The 19,243-nt window shown below is 71.4% G+C and carries 18 protein-coding genes and 1 pseudogene; 6 read left to right on the forward strand and 13 right to left on the reverse strand.

All coding sequences use genetic code 11. The features are described from left to right. Positions 1 to 66 precede the first annotated feature (66 nt). Positions 67 to 1,080, reverse strand: a complete 1,014-nt coding sequence (add, locus tag FVE25_RS15685; protein ID WP_157247616.1) for an adenosine deaminase — start codon at positions 1,078 to 1,080, stop codon at positions 67 to 69. Between the two features lie 100 nt (positions 1,081 to 1,180). Between add and FVE25_RS15690 the strand changes: the two genes are divergently transcribed. Next, positions 1,181 to 1,930: a class I SAM-dependent methyltransferase gene (locus FVE25_RS15690; RefSeq protein ID WP_157247617.1), complete on the forward strand. Its 750-nt coding sequence runs from the start codon at positions 1,181 to 1,183 to the stop codon at positions 1,928 to 1,930. On the opposite strand, the gene FVE25_RS15695 is transcribed toward FVE25_RS15690, so the two are convergent. Further along, positions 1,927 to 2,679 (reverse strand): hypothetical protein, encoded by a 753-nt coding sequence (locus FVE25_RS15695; protein WP_157247618.1) that lies wholly within the window; start codon positions 2,677 to 2,679, stop codon positions 1,927 to 1,929. The genes FVE25_RS15690 and FVE25_RS15695 overlap by 4 nt on opposite strands. Before the next feature lie 87 nt (positions 2,680 to 2,766). Here FVE25_RS15695 and FVE25_RS15700 point away from each other — a divergent pair. Next, positions 2,767 to 3,219, forward strand: a pseudogene (locus FVE25_RS15700) (Clp protease N-terminal domain-containing protein); the annotation flags it as partial. A 143-nt stretch (positions 3,220 to 3,362) separates the two neighbouring features. On the opposite strand, the gene FVE25_RS15705 reads toward FVE25_RS15700, so the two are convergent. After that, complete coding sequence (locus FVE25_RS15705) at positions 3,363 to 4,385, reverse strand: GNAT family N-acetyltransferase (RefSeq protein WP_157247620.1); 1,023 nt, start codon at positions 4,383 to 4,385, stop codon at positions 3,363 to 3,365. Positions 4,386 to 4,492: 107 nt separating this feature from the next. On the opposite strand from FVE25_RS15705, the gene FVE25_RS15710 reads away from it, so the two are divergent. Next, positions 4,493 to 5,884, forward strand: coding sequence for an NAD(P)/FAD-dependent oxidoreductase (locus FVE25_RS15710; RefSeq protein ID WP_157247621.1), 1,392 nt, complete (start codon positions 4,493 to 4,495; stop codon positions 5,882 to 5,884). A 15-nt stretch (positions 5,885 to 5,899) separates the two neighbouring features. Next, positions 5,900 to 7,504: an amidohydrolase gene (locus tag FVE25_RS15715; protein WP_157247622.1), complete on the forward strand. Its 1,605-nt coding sequence runs from the start codon at positions 5,900 to 5,902 to the stop codon at positions 7,502 to 7,504. Positions 7,505 to 7,654: 150 nt separating this feature from the next. Here the strand turns inward: FVE25_RS15715 and FVE25_RS15720 are convergent, their stop codons facing one another. From FVE25_RS15720 to gap, 5 genes are all read right to left on the reverse strand, one after another. Further along, on the reverse strand, positions 7,655 to 7,999 hold the full coding sequence (locus tag FVE25_RS15720; protein WP_157247623.1) for an RNA polymerase-binding protein RbpA: 345 nt from the start codon (positions 7,997 to 7,999) through the stop codon (positions 7,655 to 7,657). A 69-nt stretch (positions 8,000 to 8,068) separates the two neighbouring features. Further along, positions 8,069 to 8,299, reverse strand: coding sequence for a preprotein translocase subunit SecG (gene secG / locus FVE25_RS15725; RefSeq protein WP_157247624.1), 231 nt, complete (start codon positions 8,297 to 8,299; stop codon positions 8,069 to 8,071). Between the two features lie 99 nt (positions 8,300 to 8,398). After that, complete coding sequence (gene tpiA / locus FVE25_RS15730; protein WP_281367852.1) at positions 8,399 to 9,175, reverse strand: triose-phosphate isomerase; 777 nt, start codon at positions 9,173 to 9,175, stop codon at positions 8,399 to 8,401. Next, positions 9,172 to 10,335 carry a phosphoglycerate kinase gene (locus tag FVE25_RS15735; RefSeq protein WP_157247625.1) on the reverse strand — a complete coding sequence of 388 codons (1,164 nt, stop codon included), beginning with the start codon at positions 10,333 to 10,335 and terminating at the stop codon, positions 9,172 to 9,174. Before FVE25_RS15735 ends, tpiA begins: the two co-directional genes overlap by 4 nt. Then, entirely contained in the window at positions 10,332 to 11,336 is a 1,005-nt protein-coding gene (gene gap / locus FVE25_RS15740; protein WP_157247626.1) for a type I glyceraldehyde-3-phosphate dehydrogenase, read from the reverse strand. The genes FVE25_RS15735 and gap overlap by 4 nt, the downstream gene beginning before the upstream one ends. Positions 11,337 to 11,521: 185 nt before the next feature. On the opposite strand from gap, the gene FVE25_RS15745 reads away from it, so the two are divergent. Continuing rightward, on the forward strand, positions 11,522 to 12,190 hold the full coding sequence (locus tag FVE25_RS15745; protein ID WP_157247627.1) for a hypothetical protein: 669 nt from the start codon (positions 11,522 to 11,524) through the stop codon (positions 12,188 to 12,190). 263 nt (positions 12,191 to 12,453) lie between these two features. On the opposite strand, the gene whiA is transcribed toward FVE25_RS15745, so the two are convergent. From whiA to FVE25_RS15770, 5 genes are all read right to left on the reverse strand, one after another. Continuing rightward, positions 12,454 to 13,434 carry a DNA-binding protein WhiA gene (whiA, locus tag FVE25_RS15750; RefSeq protein WP_157247628.1) on the reverse strand — a complete coding sequence of 327 codons (981 nt, stop codon included), beginning with the start codon at positions 13,432 to 13,434 and terminating at the stop codon, positions 12,454 to 12,456. Between the two features lie 83 nt (positions 13,435 to 13,517). Then, the gene (locus FVE25_RS15755; protein ID WP_157247728.1) at positions 13,518 to 14,435 is read right to left on the reverse strand and encodes a gluconeogenesis factor YvcK family protein; all 918 of its coding nucleotides are present in this window, start codon (positions 14,433 to 14,435) and stop codon (positions 13,518 to 13,520) included. 251 nt (positions 14,436 to 14,686) lie between these two features. Further along, a complete protein-coding gene (gene rapZ, locus FVE25_RS15760) occupies positions 14,687 to 15,556 on the reverse strand; it encodes an RNase adapter RapZ (RefSeq protein WP_157247629.1) in 870 nt (289 codons plus the stop codon). Continuing rightward, on the reverse strand, positions 15,553 to 17,472 hold the full coding sequence (uvrC, locus tag FVE25_RS15765; RefSeq protein ID WP_157247630.1) for an excinuclease ABC subunit UvrC: 1,920 nt from the start codon (positions 17,470 to 17,472) through the stop codon (positions 15,553 to 15,555). Before uvrC ends, rapZ begins: the two co-directional genes overlap by 4 nt. 41 nt (positions 17,473 to 17,513) lie before the next feature. Further along, positions 17,514 to 18,449, reverse strand: a complete 936-nt coding sequence (locus FVE25_RS15770; protein ID WP_157247631.1) for a LysR family transcriptional regulator — start codon at positions 18,447 to 18,449, stop codon at positions 17,514 to 17,516. A gap of 71 nt (positions 18,450 to 18,520) precedes the next feature. Here FVE25_RS15770 and FVE25_RS15775 point away from each other — a divergent pair, with 71 nt between their 5' ends. Then, entirely contained in the window at positions 18,521 to 19,183 is a 663-nt protein-coding gene (locus tag FVE25_RS15775; protein WP_157247632.1) for a type 1 glutamine amidotransferase domain-containing protein, read from the forward strand. Positions 19,184 to 19,243 lie beyond the last annotated feature (60 nt).

Here is a 19,243-nt window from a genome sequence, read left to right on the forward strand (position 1 = left end):
AGCGGTCTCCTCGCTACGCCCGGGCGGGTAGTGCGCGGGGTGACCGGATCGGCCCCCGGATGTAGGTCAGGGCGTGGGCAGCGCGTCGATCTCGGCGAGCACGGCCTGCTTGGACTCCTTGGTCATGAAGGAGGCGTTGACGGCGTTCCTCGCCAGGCGGGCCAGGTCCTTCGCCGTCAGGCCGAGGCTGTGCGCCACGCGGTACTCGTTGGTCAGCGTGGTCGCGAACATGGGCGGGTCGTCGCTGTTCAGCGTGAGGTAGAGGCCCTCCTCCAGCAGGCGGGGCAGCGGGTGGTCCTCGATGCGGGCGATCTGGCCGGTGCACAGGTTCGAGGTCGGGCAGACGTCCAGGGGCAGCTGGGTCTCGCGCAGGTGCGCCACCAGGCGGTCGTCGTCCAGGCAGCGGATGCCGTGGCCGATCCGCTCGGCGCCCATGCCCTCGATCACCTCCCAGATCGTCTCCGGCCCGGACATCTCGCCGCCGTGGGGGACGCTGTGCAGGCCGGCGGCGCGGGCCGCGGTGAAGGCGGCGCGGAAGGCGTCCCGGTAGGCGGGCCGCTCCTGTTCGATACCGCCGATGCCGAAACCTACCAAAGCAGCGGGAGGTTCCTGGAGGGCGTGGTCGAGGGTGACGCGGGCGGCCTCTTCGCCGTACTCGCCGGGGATGTCGAAGATGTAGGCCATCTCCACGCCGTACTCCTGCTTCGACCGGCGGGCGGCCAGGTCCAGGGCGGCGGTGACCTCGCGCATCGGCAGGCCCATGATCGCGTGCGCGTAGGGGGTCACCTGGAGTTCGGCGTAGCGGGCGTTCTGGGCGCCCAGGTCGCGGGCCAGGCCGACGACCAGCGTGGCGATGTCCTCCGGCGTGCGGACCAGGGAGTTGACCGCCCGGTAGACGCGGGCGAAGTGGGGGAAGTCGGTGAAGGTGTAGAAGGCGCGCAGCTCCTCCTCGTTCACCGGCACGCCGCTGCCGGGGTGCCGCCGGGACAGCTCCAGCACCGTGGCCGGGGAGGCGGAGCCGACGAGGTGAACGTGGAGTTCCACCTTGGGCAGGGCGTCGATGAAGGCGTCGATGGTCATGCCGCCGACGATAAGCCGCTCTGTCGCCGCGATGACAGACTTGAGCCCGAAATCTCACACAAGAAAGTCACTTTTCGACTGACGCGATAGGCTGCCGCCCGTGACCGACCCTCAGGCGTACGCGCGCGGCTTCGCCCACCTCACCGCCCACACCGTGGACCCCCTGCTCAACCTCGTCCGCAAGAGCCGCGCCCCGCGGCTGCTGGACCTCGGCTGCGGCACCGGCGTGGTCACCGCGGCCGCCCTGGCCCTCGGAGCCGACGTCACCGCCGTGGACTCCGACCTCGACATGCTCGAGCACACCGCCCGCGCCCACCCCCACGCCACCGTCCGCCTGGCCGCCCTGCCGGAGCTCCCCTTCCCCGACGAGAGCTTCGACGCGATCGCCGGCAACTTCGTCATCAACCACGCCCCCGACACGCCCGCCAGCCTCGCCGAACTCCACCGCGTCCTGCGCCCCGGCGGCACCCTCGCCCTGAGCTGGTGGAAACGCGATGAGATGACCGCCACCGGCGTGCTCGCCGAGGCCGTCCAGCTCGCCGGCCTCCCCCACGACCCCATGCCGGCGCGCGACCTCGACCCCCACGACGCCCCGGCCGCCTTCACCGCCCTGCTCAGGCGGGCGGGCTTCTCCGGCGCCGGCGTCGACACCATGCGCTGGCGCCACCGGGTCGGGCTCGCCGCCTGGTGGGACTACCTCACCGCCGCCGCGGGGCCGCGCTTCGCCTTCATCCTCGACCTGGACCAGGAGACGACCGAGCAGATCCGGGAGGCGTACTTCACGCTGGCCGCGCCGTACGCCGAGGAGGGGTTTCCCGTCTGCGCCCACCTGGCCCACGCCACCCGCTAGCGGGCCTTCTCCAGGCGCTGACGGGCCAGCCGCTCCTCGCGGCGGGCGACCTCGACGCGCTGGCGGCTCTCGTTCTCCAGCTTGCGCGCCTTGGCCAGCTTCTTCTCCAGCTTCGCCGCCTTGTCGGCGCGCTTGTCCAGCTCCTGTACGGCCAGCGCCAGCGCGTCGCGCCACTCCAGGTACTGCGCCTCGGCCTCGGCCAGTTCCCGGGCCCGGCGTTCCTCGGCCGCCTGCCGCTCCTGCTCCGCCTGTTCCGGGGAGGGCTTGGCGCTCCGCCGGGTTCCGGTACGGCTGAGCGTGCCGCCACCGGTGGGCGCGGCGAAGCCGCTGTAGCTGAGCGCCTTGACCAGCCGCCCCCGGCGGACGAGCTCGGCCGCCTCCGCGTCCGCCACGGCCGCGTCCAGCGTCTGGTCCACCTCGGCGGCCGCCGCGCCGGCCAGGCCCTGGCGCAGCAGGCGGGCCAGGCGGCCGGTCACCTCGCCGCGGCGGCGGGTCAGCTCGGCCAGGGCGTCGGCGTCTCCCGCGGCCCACGCCGCCCGCAGGTCCTCGCCCAGGGCCAGCAGGTCCGCCAGTTCGGAGGCGTGCTCGCGGGAGGCGCGGTTCACCGCCCAGGCGGAGACGGTGGGCTTGCGCAACCCCCCGATCTCGCGGGCCAGTCCCGCCGCGCCCGCGGCCTTCGCGGCGGCGGCCTCCGCGGCCCGGGCGGCGGTGAAATCGCCAGGCGGGAGCCCATACAGGCGATCCGCCACCTCGTCAAGATCCACACCTGTCAATTACCCCACACGGCGGTCTTTGTAGCGCATAGTGGAATCAGCCCTCTCGAACTGGAGGACCCAGTGTTCGAGCGTTTCACCGACCGCGCCCGCCGCGTCGTGGTTCTGGCCCAGGAAGAGGCCAGGATGCTCAATCACAACTACATCGGCACCGAGCATCTGCTCCTCGGGCTGATCCACGAAGGCGAGGGCGTGGCCGCGCTGGTCCTGGAGGAGAACGGCCTCGACCTGCCCCAGGTGCGGCAGGAGATCGAGGAGATCATCGGCCAGGGGCACGCGGCGCCGTCCGGGCACATCCCGTTCACGCCCAGGGCCAAGAAGGTGCTGGAGCTGTCCCTGCGGGAGGCGCTCCAGCTGCACCACCACTACATCGGCACCGAGCACATCCTCCTCGGCCTGATCAGGGAGGGTGCGGGAGTCGCCGCCCAGGTGCTGACCAGGCAGGGCGCGCAGCTGAGCGCGCTGCGGCAGCAGGTGATCGACCGGACCACCGGGCGCTCCGGGGAACCGCTCGCCGACCTGCCGCTCGGGGTGAAGCTCCCGCATCTGGACGATCGACTGTCCCGGATCGAGGCCAGCCTGCGGCGGATCGAGCGCCATCTGGGCATCGCGCCGGAGGAGCCCGGCGGGGAGAGCGCCTCAGGCTCAGGCTGAAGCCGTCAGGTCGTGATCAGGGCGCCGACGGGGAGACGGGCCTCCACGACGCCGGGGTCCTCGGTGTAGCCGAGCGTCGCACCCAGCGAGACCAGCATGCGGCGCATCCGCGCGTTGTCGGCCAGCATGGTCGCCCTGACCTCTGCGTACCCCAGATCGCGGGCCTCGGTGACCAGCATGCGGGCCAGCCTCGCGCCAAGACCGCGCCCCTGCCAGCGGTCTTCAACCAGGAAGGCCATCTCGGCGATGCCCGGGTCGGGGGTGAACATCAGGTTGGCCATGGCGACGACCTGGCCGTCGTGCCCGGCCACGAGCGAGTGGCCCCGGGTGCGGTCGCAGAGCCGGTCGAACATGCGCGGCGGCAGCGCCGGCATCGAGGTGAAGTAGCGGAACCTGCGCGCCTCCGGCGAGCACCGGTCGTGCAGGTCGCGCACGGCCGCGCGGTAGATGCCGGTGAGCGGCTTGACGTGGACCTGGGCGCCGTCGGCCAGGCGGATGACCTGCTCGGCCGCCGGGTGCTCGGCAGGCGGCTGGGCCAGCCGTACGAACGAGGCCGCCCGCGCCGTCTCGGTCAGCGTGAAGGGCAGGCCGGCGCGGCGCAGCCGTACGGCACGGCGGGCGGCCACCGGCACCACGAGCTGCGTCGGATCGGGGAGATCACTCACGGCTTCACCATAGATCCACCGGCCGTCGTCCGCGCGCAGCAGGTCGGCCAGGAGCTCGGGCAGCCGCCAGGGCGCGGCGCGCAGGCGCGAGGCGAGCAGCAGCGCGCGGGTGGGCTCGTCGGTGAGCTCGTGGGCGGTGGCGGGGACGACGTGCACGCGGCGCCCGCCCGCCCCCTCCAGGGCGGCACGCACGGTGCCGGGGTCGGCCGGGATGTCGGCGACGAACTCGTCGACGGTGCCGTCGGCGTCGGTCTGGACGCTCAGCCCGAGGATGTTGCCGCCCCGCTCGGCCAGCGCGCCGGCCAGGGAGGCGAGCCTGCCGGGCCGTTCATCCACGATGGTGCGAATGCGCAGGAATCCCATGGCGTCCAGCCTGCCTGAATGCTGTTTCGGCTGGGCTAACACCCTGTTTCGTCCATGCCCCAATTCAGGACATCGTGTTACATCTCCGGTGTAGAAAGATGAGCCTTATGAGTGTGCGCGTTCCTCTCGCTGCGGACTTCGTCAACGGCGAAGTGTCCTTCTGGTATCGCCCCACCGGCGTCCCCGACCCCGGGCCGAGGCTGGACGGCGACGTCCGGGCGGACGTGGTGATCGTCGGCGCCGGCCTCACCGGCCTCTGGACCGCGTACTACCTCAAAAAGGCCCGGCCCGCCCTGGACGTGGTGGTGCTGGAGCAGGAGTTCGCCGGGTTCGGCGCCTCGGGCCGCAACGGCGGCTGGCTGACCGGCGCCCTGGCCGGCTCCCACGAGCGTTACGCCAAGACCCACGGCGAGCAGGCCGCGCGGGCGCTGCAGCGGCAGATGTTCGCCACGATCGACGAGGTCATCGCCGTCTGCGCCGAGGAGGGCATCGACGCCGACATCGTCAAGGGCGGCGAGCTGACCGTGGCCCGCACCAGCGCCCAGGCCGCCCGCATGCGCGAGCTGGTCGCCTACTCGCGCTCCATCGGCCTCGGCGAGGAGGACCTGCGCGAGGCCGACCCCCGCGCGCACGTGCGGGTGGCCGGCGCCGTCGGCGCGCTCTGGACGCCGCACTGCGCCCGCATCCAGCCCGCCAAGCTCGTGCGCGGCCTCGCGCGCGTGGTGCGCGAGCTCGGCGTGCGCGTCTACGAGCGCACCCCGGTCACCGAGATCGTGCCGCACCGCGCGATCACGCCGTACGGCACCGCCGAAGCGGCCCACGTGATCCGGGCGACCGAAGGCTTCACCTCGCGGCTGAAGGGCCAGCGCCGCCAGTGGCTGCCCATGAACAGCTCCATGATCGTCACCGAGCCGCTGCCCGGCTCCTTCTGGGAGCAGACCGGCTGGGACGGCGCCGAACTCCTCGGCGACCTGGCCCACTACTACATCTACGCCCAGCGCACCGCCGACGGCCGCATCGCCTTCGGCGGGCGCGGCCGGCCGTACCTGTACGGCTCACGCGTGGACGCCCGCGGCAACACCCACGACTGGACGGTCGAGGCGCTGTGGCAGCTGCTGACCGACTTCTTCCCCGCCGCCGCCACCTCCAGGATCGCCCACGCCTGGTCCGGCGTGCTGGGCGTGCCGCGCGACTGGTGCTCGACCGTCCACGTGGACCCGGCCAGCGGGCTCGGCTGGGCCGGCGGCTACACCGGCCACGGGGTCACGACCACGAACTTGGCCGGCCGTACCCTGCGCGACCTGATCCTCGCCACCCCCAGCGAGCTGACCGCGCTGCCGTGGGTGGGCAGGAAGGTGCGCTCCTGGGAGCCCGAGCCGCTGCGCTGGATGGGCGTGCACTCGATGTACCGGCTGTACCGTATGGCCGATCAGCGCGAACGATCCATGACCCACACCTCGGCCCTGGCCCGCCTCGCCGACCTCATCACCGGCCACTAAGGAGAACCCCTCGCCATGACGACCCTCTTCCACGGCGGACGCGTCTTCACCGCGCTCGGCGGCTTCGCCGAGGCCGTGCTCGTGCGCGACGGCGTGATCGCCGCCGTCGGCGACGAAGCCGACCTGGTACGGCAGGCGCCCCGCCACGAGAGCGTGGACCTGGACGGCGGGCTGCTGGTGCCCGGCTTCACCGACGCCCACATCCACCCGGTGCAGGCGGGCCTGGAGCGCGCCAAGTGCGACCTGAGCGAGGTCTACGGCCTCGACGCCTACCTGGGGAAGGTCCGCGACTACGCCGCCGCCCACCCCGACAAGGAGTGGATCGACGGCGGCGGCTGGGACATGTCCGCCTTCCCCGGCGGCCTGCCCCACCGCTCCCAGCTCGACTTCCTCGACCGGCCCGTCTACCTGATCCAGCGCGACCACCACGCCGCCTGGGTCAACACCCGTGCCCTGGAGCGCGCCGGCATCACCGAGGACACCCCCGACCCGGCCGACGGCCGCATCGAGCGCGACCCCGACGGCACGCCCAGCGGCGTCCTGCACGAAGGCGCCATGGACCTGGTCGGCCTGCTCACGCCCCGGCCCTCCGAGCAGGACGTGGCCGACGCGCTGGAGGACGCCCAGCGCTACCTGTTCTCCCTCGGCATCACCGGCTGGCAGGACGCCATCGTGGGCTCCTACGCCGGCTCCGACGACCAGCTGCCCACCTACCTGGCCGCCGCCCGCTCGGGCCGCCTGAAGGCGCGCGTGGTCGGCGCCCTGTGGTGGGACCGCACCCGGGGCGCCGAGCAGATCCCCGGCCTGGTGGAGCGGCGCCGCTCCGCCGAGGGCCTGGAGCGTTTCCAGGCCACCTCGGTCAAGATCATGCAGGACGGCATCACGGAGAACTTCACCGCCGCGACGCTGGAGCCGTACTGCCAATGCGGCGGCACCGGCCTGTCCTACGTGGACCCGGGCAAGCTCAAGGAGTACGTCGCCGAACTCGACCGGCTCGGCTTCCAGGTGCACTTCCACGCGATCGGCGAGCGGGCGGTGCGCGAGGCCCTGGACAGCTTCCAGGGAACCGACCCGGCCAACCGCCACCACATCGCCCACCTGCAGATCATCGAGCCGGGCGACGTGCCGCGCTTCGCCGCGCTGGGCGTCACCGCCAACCTGCAGCCGCTGTGGGCCACCCACCACGCCCAGATGGACGAGCTCACCCTGCCGTTCCTCGGCGAGCCGCGCTCGTCGTGGCAGTACCCCTTCGCCGACCTGCTGCGCCACGGCACCCGCTTCTGCGCGGGCAGCGACTGGCCGGTCTCCAACGCCGACCCGCTGCAGGGCATCCACGTGGCCGTCAACCGGACCGAGCCCGGTGACTCCGTGCACGCCTCCTACCCGACCGCGCAGACGCCCTTCCTGCCCGGCCAGCGCATCGACCTGGCCACCGCCCTGACCGCCTACACGGCAGGCTCGGCCTGGATCAACCGCTCCCCCGCCGGAGTCGTCGAGCAGGGCCGCCCGGCCGACCTGGTGGTGCTCGACCGCGACCCGTTCACGCTGCCCGAGGGCGAGATCTGGACCACCCGCGTGCGCCAGACCTTCGTCGACGGCGAACCCGTCCACACCGCTTAGCGGCGACGGGCTGTTGCACGGGGCTTCACCGCGAATTCCGGCTCCGGACACCGGCGGGCTGAAGTATCGGATCTGCGCGAACCACCCCGGAGCGCGCGGGCCAGGAAACGCGGAAGCCCCCGCGAGGGCGCGGGGGCTTCCGGGTACGTCCTACCAGGGCGACTTGTTGTTGCGCAGGCGCTCGAGCGCCTCCTCAAGGATGGCCTTGCCGTCCTTGTCGCTCCTGCGCTCCTTCACGTAAGCCAGGTGCGTCTTGTACGGCTCGTTCTTGGGCGGGGCGGGCGGCGCCGCCTCGTCCTGACCGGCCGGGAGGCCGCAGCGGGGGCAGTCCCAGTTCTCGGGGACGGCCGCGTCGCTGGCGAAGCTGGGTCGCGTCTCATGCATGTTGGCGCACCAGAACGAGACCCGCACTCTCGGAGCTGCCTCGCCGCGCTCGGCCTCCCCCATCGGGCCGGCGCCGACTCGGCTGCCACGGATCGCGTTGCCACTACCCACGGATGAACTCCTTGCTCGATCGCCCCGCGAGCAGCGGGGGGAGAATCACTGTCACGCGTCGCCTGAGACTCAGGGCTTGAGCAGAAGGCCGAGCGCGATGATGCAGACGAACCAGATCACACCCGTGATGACGGTCAGCCGGTCAAGGTTGCGCTCCACCACGGAGGAACCGCCGAAGTTCGACGTGAAACCGCCGCCGAACATGTCAGACAGACCGCCACCCTTACCCTTGTGGAGCAGGACGAGCAAGATCATGAGAAGGCTCGCCAGGATGAGGGCGATGGAGATTCCGATTGCCACGGTATGCCTGTTCCTTCAATCCTCAGTGATGCGTGACGATTCAAACTTGCCTCTAGAGGGTACGACCTGTTGTCAAGTCGCACCCCCCGAACGACCCAGTTAGCCGGACAATTCGCCGAAACGACAGATCTTCACGTACTCACCGGCGTCGATGCTGGCACCGCCCACCAGCGCGCCATCGACATCCGGCTGAGCCATGATCCCAGCGATGTTGCCTGACTTGACCGAGCCTCCGTAAAGGATACGGACCGCAGCGGCCACTTCGGCGTCGTAGAGTTCCGCGAGTCGCCCTCGCAGCGCCCCACAGACCTCCTGCGCGTCCTGCGGAGTGGCCACCTCGCCCGTTCCGATCGCCCAGACCGGCTCGTAGGCCACCACTATAGATTTTGCCTGCTCCGCCGGGATTTTGCGCAAAGCGGCATCGAGTTGTGACACGGAATACGCCACCTGGCCGCCCGCCTGCCGCACCGGCAGGCCCTCGCCCACGCACAGAATCGGCGTGATCGAGTGCCGGTAGGCCGCCTGGACCTTGGCGTTGACCAGCTCGTCGTCCTCCTGCTGGTACTCGCGGCGCTCGGAGTGCCCGATCACCACGTAGCTGCAGCCGAGCTTGGCCAGCATGGCGCCGGACACCTCACCGGTGTAGGCGCCTCCGTCGTGCCGGCTGAGGTCCTGCGCGCCGTACACGATGCGCAGCTTGTCGCCGTCGACCAGCGTCTGCACGCTGCGCAGGTCGGTGAACGGCGGCAGCACCGCGACCTCGGCCTTGTCGAAGTCCTTGTCGTTCAGGGCGAAGGCGAGCTTCTGCACCAGAGCGATGGCCTCGAGGTGGTTGAGGTTCATCTTCCAGTTGCCGGCGAACAGCGGCTTTCTCACTGAAGGGCCTCCAGCCCGGGCAGGGTCTTTCCTTCGAGGTACTCGAGGCTAGCGCCACCACCGGTCGAGATGTGGGAGAAGCCGTCCTCGGGCAGGCCCAGCAGTCGTACGGCTGCCGCGGAGTCGCCGCCGCCCACGACCGTGAAAGCCTCCGCAGCGATCAACGCCTCGGCCACCGCCCGGGTTCCCCCGGAGAAGGCGGCGAACTCGAAGACGCCCATGGGGCCGTTCCAGAACACCGTGCGCGCGTCGGCCAGCTTGCCGGCGAACAGCTCGCGGGTCTCCGGGCCGATGTCGAGCCCCTGCCGGTCGGCCGGGATCGCGTCGGCCGCGACGACCTCGAAGGGCGCGTCCTCGGCGAAGTGCGTGGCCGCCAGCACGTCCACCGGGAGCACCAGCTCCACGCCGCGCTTGGCCGCCTCGTCGAGGAAACCGCGCACCTGGTCGAGCTGGTCCTCCTGCAGCAGCGACCCGCCCACCTCGTGGCCCTGGGCCTTGAGGAAGGTGTAGGCCATGCCGCCGCCGATGAGCAGCCGGTCGACCTTGGTGAGGAGGTTGGCGATGACGGCGAGCTTGTCGGAGACCTTCGCGCCGCCCAGCACGACCACGTAGGGGCGCTCGGGGTCCTCGGTGAGCCTCTTCAGCACCTCGACCTCGGCCGCCACCAGCCCGCCCATGGCGTGCGGCAGCAGCTGCGGCACGTCGTACACACTGGCGTGCTTGCGGTGCACCGCACCGAAGCCGTCACCGACGTAGAAGTCGGCCAGGGCCGCCAGTTTCCCGGCGAAGGCGCGGCGCACGGCGTCGTCCTTGGACTCCTCGCCGGGCTCGAAGCGGAGGTTCTCCAGCAGGGCCACGCCGCCGTCCTGGAGATCGGGGAACTCCTCGATCACCTCGCCGGTGAAGGCGACCTCCCGGCCCAGCAGCTCGCCAAGGCGCTTGGCGACGGGCGCGAGGGAGTACGTGGGGTTCGGCTCTCCCTTGGGACGGCCGAGGTGAGCGCAGACGATGACCTTCGCGCCGGCCTCGGCCAGCTCCCTGATCGTCGGGACCGAGGCGCGGATGCGGCCGTCGTCGGTGATCGTCTCACCGTCCAGCGGCACGTTGAGGTCGGCGCGCACGAGCACGCGCCGGCCCCGGACGTCGGGCAGGTTCGTCACAGGTCCTTGCCCACCAGCTCGATGAGGTCGGCCAGGCGGTTGGAGTAGCCCCACTCGTTGTCGTACCAGCCGATGACCTTGACCTGGTTGCCGATCACCTTGGTCAGGCCGGCGTCGAAGATGCAGGAGGCCGGGTCGGTGACGATGTCGGCGGAGACGATCTCGTCCTCGGTGTAGGTCAGGTAACCCTTCAGCGGGCCCTCGGCGGCGGCCTTGTAGGCGGCCTTGACCTCGTCCACGGTGACGTCGCGGCGGACCTCGACGGTGAGGTCGGTGGCCGAGCCCGTGGGGATCGGCACGCGCATCGCGAAGCCGTCCAGCTTGCCCTTCAGCTCCGGCAGCACCAGGCCGATCGCCTTGGCGGCGCCGGTGGAGGTGGGCACCACGTTGAGCGCGGCGGCGCGGGCGCGGCGCAGGTCGCCGTGCGGGCCGTCCTGAAGGTTCTGGTCCTGCGTGTAGGCGTGGATCGTGGTCATCAGGCCCTTCTCGATGCCGAAGGCGTCGTTGAGGACCTTGGCCAGCGGGGCCAGGCAGTTGGTCGTGCAGGAGGCGTTGGAGATGACCGTGTGGCTGGCCGGGTCGTAGGCGTCGTGGTTGACGCCCATGACGACGGTGACGTCCTCGTTCTTGGCCGGGGCCGAGATGATGACCTTCTTGGCGCCGTTCTCGGCGTGCACCTTGGCCTTGTTGGCGTCGGTGAAGAAGCCGGTCGACTCGACCACGACGTCCACGCCCAGGTCGCCCCACGGCAGCTTGGCCGGGTCGCGCTCGGCGAACGCCTTGATCGACTTCCCGTCGACGACGATCTCGTCGGCGGTGGCCTTCACCTCGTACGGCAGGCGGCCCAGGATGCTGTCGTACTTCAGCAGGTGGGCGAGCGTCGCGTTGTCCGTCAGATCGTTGACGGCCACGATCTCGATGTCCTTGCCGCTGGCGGCGACCGCACGCCAGAAGTTGCGACCGATGCGGCCGAAGCCGTTGACGCCTACGCGGATGCTCACGGGAACCGATCTCCTCGAACGTGATGCGGGCTGAAACCTCAAGGACGAACACTATCGGACCTAAATTGGTTTAGACCACTGCAGCCCCCGCCCTGGGTATTGCAGATCAGGAAGCGCACTTTGCGCGGTTGAAGTAAAGTGCCCGACTCGTCGGAGTAAATTCGCGACATTCTCAAGGGGCTGAGATGTCACCACCTAGATCCGGCCTGATCCGTGGGCTGGTCATCGGCTTCATCGCCATGCCCGTCGCCGGCGCCGCGTACACGGCGGCCTGGTACGGCTTCTGGAGGCTCCCCTACGACCTCCGCTGGATCGCCGGAGAACCCAAGGTCTCCTACCCGTACGCGGGCGGGCTGATCATCGCGCTCGTCCTCGGGCTGACCTTCTGGCTCATCCGCTCCCGCAGCCTCATCGTGCCGCTCGTGGCCGCGCTCTACGCCTTCGGCGCGCGCGTCATCGCCTCGGTCGCCACGTCCGTGCTGCTGAGCTGGCAGATCGGCTACCCCCTCGACGTGCTCGACGAGCATCTCGTCCTCACCCTCACCGGCCTGCCCGCCGTCTTCGGTGAAAACCTCGTCTTCTGGGGCAGCGTCGCGACCGCCGTCGTCCCGGTCTACCTCCTCACCCTCCTGCGAGCCGTACGGCTCCGCCGCCGCGCCCGGCGGGAAACCCCGCCCGTCCCCACCGAGCCGAGGACGGAGACGGCCGGCGAACGCGACCCCTTCGAACCCGCCCAGCCGTCCGAGCAGCGCGGCGCCTTCGAACCCCTGCAGGCCCCCGCGCCCCGGCCCGGAGGCGACATGTTCACCACACCGCCGTCCGACCCCGGCCAGCCCTCGCGACCCACCGCCTGAAGGCGCCAGCCGGGCAACCAGGCCACGGAGGCGGCCCACAGGGCGCTCGTCACGGCGAGCAACCCCGTGGGCCCTCACGACCGGCCAGGACAGAGGCCGGCCCACGACGGCGCGTGCGTGGCGACTCGGCTCCGCCGTACAGGATGGGCCGTCACGAACGGACAGGTGCCGACGGACCCCGGCCACCGCGGACCGTCAGGCGAGCAGCACCGTCAGGCGAGCAGCACCGTCAGGCGAGCAGCACCGTCAGGCGAGCAGCACCGTCAGGGGGCGAGCATCTCGGAGGTGAGGTTGGCCTCGGTGTTGGGGATGCCCATGTCGGAGGCGCGCTTGTCGGCCATGGCCAGCAGGCGGCGGATGCGGCCCGCGATCGCGTCCTTGGTGAGCGGCGGGTCGGCGATCTGGCCGAGTTCCTCGAGGGATGCCTGCTTGTGCTCCACGCGCAGGCGGCCCGCGATCACCAGGTGGTCCGGCGCGTCGTCGCCCAGGATCTCCAGCGCCCGCTGCACCCGCGCCCCCGCCGCCACCGCCGCGCGGGCCGAGCGGCGCAGGTTGGCGTCGTCGAAGTTGGCCAGCCGGTTGGCCGTGGCGCGCACCTCGCGGCGCATGCGACGCTCCTCCCAGGCCAGCACGCTGTCGTGTGCCCCGAGCCGGGTCAGCAGGGCGCTGATCGCGTCGCCGTCGCGGACCACGACGCGGTCCACGCCGCGCACCTCGCGGGCCTTGGCGTGGATCTTCAGGCGCCGGGCCGAGCCGACCAGCGCCAGCGCGGCCTCCGGCCCCGGGCAGGTGACCTCCAGGGACATCGAGCGGCCCGGCTCGGTCAGCGATCCGTGCGCCAGGAACGCGCCCCGCCAGGCGGCCTCCGCGTCGCAGGCGGCCCCCGCCACCACCTGACGCGGCAGCCCGCGGACCGGGCGGCCGTGGTTGTCGATCAGCCCCGTCTGGCGGGCGAGCGCCTCACCGTCGCGGTAGACGCGCACGACGTAGCGCGAGCCCTTGCGCAACCCCGCGGGCGCGAGCACCAGCACCTCGGCCTTGTGCCCGAACACCTCGCCGATGTCCTTGATCAGCCGCCGCGCGGTGGCATTGGTGTCGAGTTCGGCCTCGATCACGATGCGCCCGCCCACCAGGTGCAGGCCGCTGGCGAACCGCAGCAGCGTCGATACCTCGGCCTTGCGGCAGCACGGCTTCAGCACCGGCAGTCGGCTCAGTTCGTCCTTGACCACACCCGTCATCGCCATAAGCGTGAGTCCTCCCCCATTCAGACCGGCTCACAGCAGTCTCTCGCACCTTCCGTGCCGCCGCTCCCGATAGGTCACCCGGATCAGCGCTTCTGGAGGAAAATCTCGTCCAGGACGGAGGCAAGTCGGCGTGGATCGTGCTTGGGGGAGCCGTCGGCGGCGGCCACCTCGGCCAGGACGAGCCGGGCGCCGATCGCCGCCGCGGCCTTCTCCAGCGCGTCCTGGTCGTCGACCACGCCGGTGTCGGCCAGGACCACGTCCACCGACAGGTCGGGCGCGTGCTGGCGCAGGACCTCCAGGTGCTGCTGGGGTGAGAAGTCGTCGGTCTCCCCCGGCTGGGGCGCCAGGTTCAGCGTGACCAGGCGGCGCGCCCGCGTCTCGTGCAGCGCCCGGGCCAGCTCCGGCACCTTCAGATGCGGCAGCACGCTGGTGAACCACGAGCCGGGCCCGAACACCACCCAGTCGGCCTCGTGCACCGCCGCGACCGCCTCGGGCCGCGCCGGCGGGTTCTCGGGCACCAGCGAGATCGCCTGCACCCTGCCCGGCGTCAGCGCGCAGGCCACCTGGCCGCGCACGATCGAGATGTTCCCGTCGAGCTCCACCTCGGCCACGATGTCCAGCGGCACCGACGCCATCGGCAACACGCGCCCGTGGGCCTTGAGCAGCCGCCCGACCCAGTCCAGCCCCGCGACCGGGTCCCCGAGCAGCTCCCAGAGCGCCACGATGAGGAGGTTCCCGATGGCGTGCCCGTGCAGGTCCCCCTCGGAGCGGAACCGGTGCTGCACGACCTCGCTCCACGTGCTGCCCCACTCGTCGTCCCCGCACAGCGCCGCCAGCGCCATCCGCAGGTCGCCCGGCGGCAGCACGCCCAGCTCCCGCCGCAGCCGCCCGCTGGAGCCGCCATCGTCGGCGACGGTCACCACCGCCGTCAGCTCACCGGCCACGCCGCGCAGCGCCGAGAGCGAGGCGTAGAGCCCGTGCCCGCCGCCGAGCGCCACCACCCGCGGCCCGTCCACCGCGTTGGGGTACGGCCCGGCGTTCCAGTCCTGCTCCGCCGGGATCGTCCCGGATTCCTGTGAGAGATCAGCGACCACTCCGGACATGCCCTTCGCGCCACCCCACCGACCAGCCGCATCCCCGCCGGCGCCCGGCCCGCGCCCGGCGGACCAGGGCTCGGAACCGGAAGGAGGGAATGCCGAAGGGGCGCCTGGAGCCGCTGGGGAGGCGGTTCCTGCGCCCGGACGTTCATCTGTCACTCGCGGCCCACATCCCGGTGGCTCACCTGGACCTCCATCCCGCGGTCGCGCAGGCGGGCGGCGACCTGCTCGGCCATGGCCACGCTGCGATGCTTGCCGCCCGTGCATCCCACAGCAAGCGTGGCATAGCTCTTGCCTTCGCGTGAGTAGCCGGCGGCGACGACCCCCAGCACCTCCTCGTAGGCGTCGAGGAACTCCTTGGCCCCGGGCTGGCTGAGGACGTATTCGCGCACCGGGGCGTCGAGCCCGTTCATGGGCCGCAGGTCGGGCACCCAGTGCGGATTGGGCAGGAAACGGCAGTCGACGACGAGGTCGGCGTCGACCGGCAGGCCGTACTTGAAGCCGAAGGAGACCACGTTGACCCGCAGCCCGGGCCGGTCCTCCCCGCCGAAGTAGGCGACGATCTTGCCGCGGAGCTCGTGCACGTTGTCCGCGGAGGTGTCGATGACCAGGTCGGCGTTGGCGCGGACCTCGCGCAGGATGCCGCGCTCGCGGGCGATGCCGTCGACCAGGCGCCCCTCGCCCTGGAGCGGGTGGGGCCGCCGGACGTTCTCGAAGCGGCGCACGAGCTCTTCGTCGCTGGCCTCCAGGAAGACCACGCGCACGCGCACGCCGCGCCCTTCGAGTTCGACGATGGCGGCGTTGAGGTCGGTGGTGAAGGCCAGGCTGCGCACGTCCACGACGGCCGCCACCTTGTCGGCGGCGAGCTTGACCTTGCCGGCCTCCTCGGCCATGGCGAACAGCAACCCGGGCGGCAGGTTGTCGATCACGAACCAGCCCAGGTCCTCCAGCGCCTTGGCCGCCGTGCTGCGCCCCGCCCCCGACATGCCGGTGACGATGACGAACGCCGGCTCGGTGGTGCTCACTGTCCTTCCCCCTTCAGCCTCGACACGATCATCTCGGCGGTGGCCGCGCCGATGCCGGGAATCTCGCTGATCTCGGCCACGCCGGCTTCCCTGAGCTTCTTGACCGAGCCGAACTTCTTGAGCAGCGCCTGCTTTCTGGCGGGGCCGAGGCCGGGCACCCCGTCGAGCGCGCTCTCCTTCACGGTCTTGGACCTCTTGGCTCGATGGTAGGTGATGGCGAAGCGGTGTGCCTCGTCTCGCACGCGTTGCAGCAGGTAGAGGCCCTCGCTCGACCTCGGCATGATCACCGGCTGGTCGTCGCCGGGCAGCCAGACCTCTTCGAGGCGTTTGGCCAGACCACAGACGGCCACGTCGTCCACGCCGAGCTCGTCCAGGGCCCGCTGGGCCGCGGCCGCCTGCGGGCCGGCGCCGTCGACGACGACCAGGTTGGGCGGGTAGGCGAACTTGCGCGGCTTGCCGGTCTCGGGATCGATGGGGCCGTGGGCCACGTCCTCGTCGTCGCCGGCCTCGGGGGTGAGCTCGCCGGTGTTGGAGCGCTCTTCGAGGTAGCGCCGGAACCGCCGCTTGATCACCTCGTAGATCGAGGCGACGTCGCCTTCCTTGGTCTTGACGGCGAAGCGCCGGTATTCGCTCTTCCTGGCCAGGCCGTCCTCGAAGACCACCATGGAGGCGACGACGTTCTCGCCCTGCAGGTGGGAGACGTCGTAGCACTCGATGCGCAGCGGCGCCTGGTCGAGGTCGAGCGCGTCGGCGATCTCCTGCAGCGCCTTGCTGCGGGTGGTCAGGTCACTGGCGCGGCGGACCTTGTGCTGGGCCAGCGACTCCTTGGCGTTGCGCGCGACGGTCTCCATCAGCGACTTCTTGTCACCGCGCTGCGGCACGCGCAGCTCCACCCGGGCGCCGCGCTGCTCGCACAGCAGCTCGCCGACGGCTTCGGGCTCCGGCGGCAGCGCCGGGACCAGCACCTCGCGCGGGATCTCGCCCTCGGCGTAGATCTGCAGGAGGAAGTGCTCGACCAACTCGCCCGGCGTCGTCTCCTCGACCTTGTCGACCACCCAGCCCCGCTGCCCGCGGATGCGCCCGCCCCGCACGTAGAAGACCTGGACGGCGGCCTCGAGCTGGTCCTCGGCCAGCGCGATCACGTCGGCGTCGGTGGCGTCGCCGAGCACCACGGCCTGCTTCTCCAGCGCCCGCTGCAGGGCCTGGATGTCGTCGCGGATGCGCGCGGCCCGTTCGTACTCCTGCTCGCCGGCGGCGGCGCGCATGTCCTGCTCCAGCCGCTTGATGAAGCGGGAGGTGTTGCCGGCCATGAAGTCGCAGAAGTCCTCGGCCAGGTCGCGGTGCTCCTCGGGGGTGACCCGCCCCACGCAGGGCGCCGAGCACTTGTCGATGTAGCCCAGCAGGCACGGCCGCCCGATCTGCCCCGCCCGCTTGAACACCCCGGCCGAGCAGGTGCGCACCGGGAAGACCCGCAGCAGCAGGTCGACGGTCTCGCGGATGGCCCAGGCGTGGGAGTAGGGACCGAAGTAGCGGGTGCCCTTCTTCTTGGCCCCGCGCATGACCTGCACGCGCGGGAAGTCGTCGCCCATGGTGACCGCGAGGTAGGGGTAGGACTTGTCGTCGCGGTACTTGACGTTGAAACGCGGGTCGTACTCCTTGATCCAGGAATACTCGAGCTGCAGCGCCTCCACCTCGGTGCCGACCACGGTCCAGTCGACGCCGGCGGCGGTGGTGAGCATGGTCTGGGTGCGCGGGTGCAGCCCGGCGAAGTCGGCGAAGTAGGAATTGAGCCGCTGACGCAGGCTCTTCGCCTTGCCCACGTAGATCACGCGGCCGTGCGAGTCGCGGAACCGGTAGACCCCCGGCGAGTCGGGGATGGAGCCGGATCGGGGGCGGAAACTCAGTGGGCTGGGCACGGTAGAAGCCTAGCCAACCCGACCGACAACCTCATGCGGCCTCATACGACCCACGAGCGGGCGGCCTCCAGCAGATGATCCCGTACGGCTGCCGCCGCCGGGTGCGGCGCGCCTGCCCGCGAGACCAGGAAAAGGGTGTTGAGCGGCGCGATCTCCGGCTCGTGCAGCGTGACCAGGTCCCGTGTGCACAGGTAGCGGGGCAGCACGCTCACCCCGGCGCCCCCTGCCACCGCGGCGGCCACCCCGCGCAGGTCGGGTACCACCACCGTGGGCGACCGGGTCAGCCTGACCCCGAAGACGGTGCGCCAGTACCTGCGCAGAATCGGCAGGTTCTCGGCGTAGGCCACCAGCGGGGCGCGTTCGACGGCCCGCCGTACCGCCTCGGCCTCCCCCTCGCGCCCCTGACCTGGATGCCCGGACCCCAGATCGGCCCCGCCGGCCCCGAGCCGTCGGGCCCAGGAGCGGGCGGCGACCAGCACGAACTCCTCGTCCCACAGCGGCTCCACCCGCAGCCCGCCGCGCCGCGTCCGCACGCTGGAGACGACCAGGTCCAGCCCGCCGTCGGCGAGCGCCGCCAGCAGGCCGTCCGGGAGCCCGAGCGTCACGCGCAGCTGCAGCCCGCCGGCCGCCATCGTGGCCAGCGAGGGCAGGACGCGCTCGCAGATCAGCTCGGCGGGCCCGCCCAGGTGCACCGCCCGCCCGAACGCCTCGGCGGGGCCGCTGAGGTCGCCGAGGACCAGTTCCTCCAGGTTGTCGAGGGGCGCCGCGATCCTGCGGGCGAGCTGGTGGGCGGCGGGGGTGGGCGACATCCCGCGCGGCAGCCGGTCGAACAACGGCCGCCGCAGGGTCGCCTCCAGCGCTTTGACCTGCGCCGTCACGGACGGCTGGGAGATCGTCAGGAGTTCCGCGGCCCGGGTCACCGAGCCCGAGCGGTAGACGGCGAGAAAGGTCCTGAGCAGGTCGAACGAGAGCGGCATATCAGGATTCTGATACATGCACGGGCTCTTGGCTATTTGTGGCTGATGGCAAGCCGCGCCACCATCGAGCCATGACGAAGCGCATCTTGATCGCCCTGACCAGTCATGCCGAATTGGGCCGCACCGGCCGCTCCACCGGTTTCTACGTCTCCGAGGCCGCCCATCCGTGGGAGGTCTTCACCGCCGCCGGTTACGAGGTGCACCTGGTGAGCGTCGCCGGCGGCAAAGCGCCGCAGGACGGCCTGGACGTGGACGATCCGGCCCAGCGCCGCTTTCTTGCCGAGACCGACGTGCACAACACTCTGAGCCCGGCCCAGGTTGACCCGTCCCGATACGAGGCCATCTTGTTCGCCGGCGGCCACGGCACGATGTGGGATTTTCCCGAAAATCCCGCCCTGGCTGGATTGGCCCGGGCGATCTATGAGGACGGGGGCGTCGTGGCCGCCGTATGTCACGGACCCGCCGCGCTGGTCGGCCTCACGCTGTCGACCGGCGCGGCGCTGGTCGCCGGCAAGAAGGTGGCCGCGTTCACCGACGCCGAGGAGGCCGCGGTCAAGCTGACGGACGTGGTGCCGTTCTCGCTGGCCGCCCGCCTGGTGGAGGAGGGCGCCGAGCACGTGCCCGGCCCGGACTTCGCCGCCCAGGTGATCCGCGACGGCCGACTGGTCACCGGCCAGAATCCCGCCTCGGCCCGCGGCGTGGCCGAACAGGTCCTCGCCGCCCTGGCCGCCTGACAGACGTTCCCGTCACACCGACGCGGCCCGCCGTGCTTAAACCTCCAGTACGGCGGGCCG

Origin of the sequence: Nonomuraea typhae, from assembly GCF_009760925.1 — a bacterium.
In the GTDB taxonomy this organism is placed as follows: Bacteria; Actinomycetota; Actinomycetes; order Streptosporangiales; family Streptosporangiaceae; genus Nonomuraea; species Nonomuraea typhae.

Bases quoted from the DNA above. Each gene is read 5' to 3' on its own strand.
- add (WP_157247616.1), bottom strand. From the start codon at position 1,080: ATGACCATCGACGCCTTCATCGACGCCCTGCCCAAGGTGGAACTCCAC.
- FVE25_RS15705 (WP_157247620.1), bottom strand. From the start codon at position 4,385: ATGGGATTCCTGCGCATTCGCACCATCGTGGATGAACGGCCCGGCAGG.
- FVE25_RS15710 (WP_157247621.1), top strand. From the start codon at position 4,493: ATGAGTGTGCGCGTTCCTCTCGCTGCGGACTTCGTCAACGGCGAAGTG.
- FVE25_RS15715 (WP_157247622.1), top strand. From the start codon at position 5,900: ATGACGACCCTCTTCCACGGCGGACGCGTCTTCACCGCGCTCGGCGGC.
- FVE25_RS15745 (WP_157247627.1), top strand. From the start codon at position 11,522: ATGTCACCACCTAGATCCGGCCTGATCCGTGGGCTGGTCATCGGCTTC.
- whiA (WP_157247628.1), bottom strand. From the start codon at position 13,434: ATGGCGATGACGGGTGTGGTCAAGGACGAACTGAGCCGACTGCCGGTG.
- FVE25_RS15770 (WP_157247631.1), bottom strand. From the start codon at position 18,449: ATGCCGCTCTCGTTCGACCTGCTCAGGACCTTTCTCGCCGTCTACCGC.
- FVE25_RS15775 (WP_157247632.1), top strand. From the start codon at position 18,521: ATGACGAAGCGCATCTTGATCGCCCTGACCAGTCATGCCGAATTGGGC.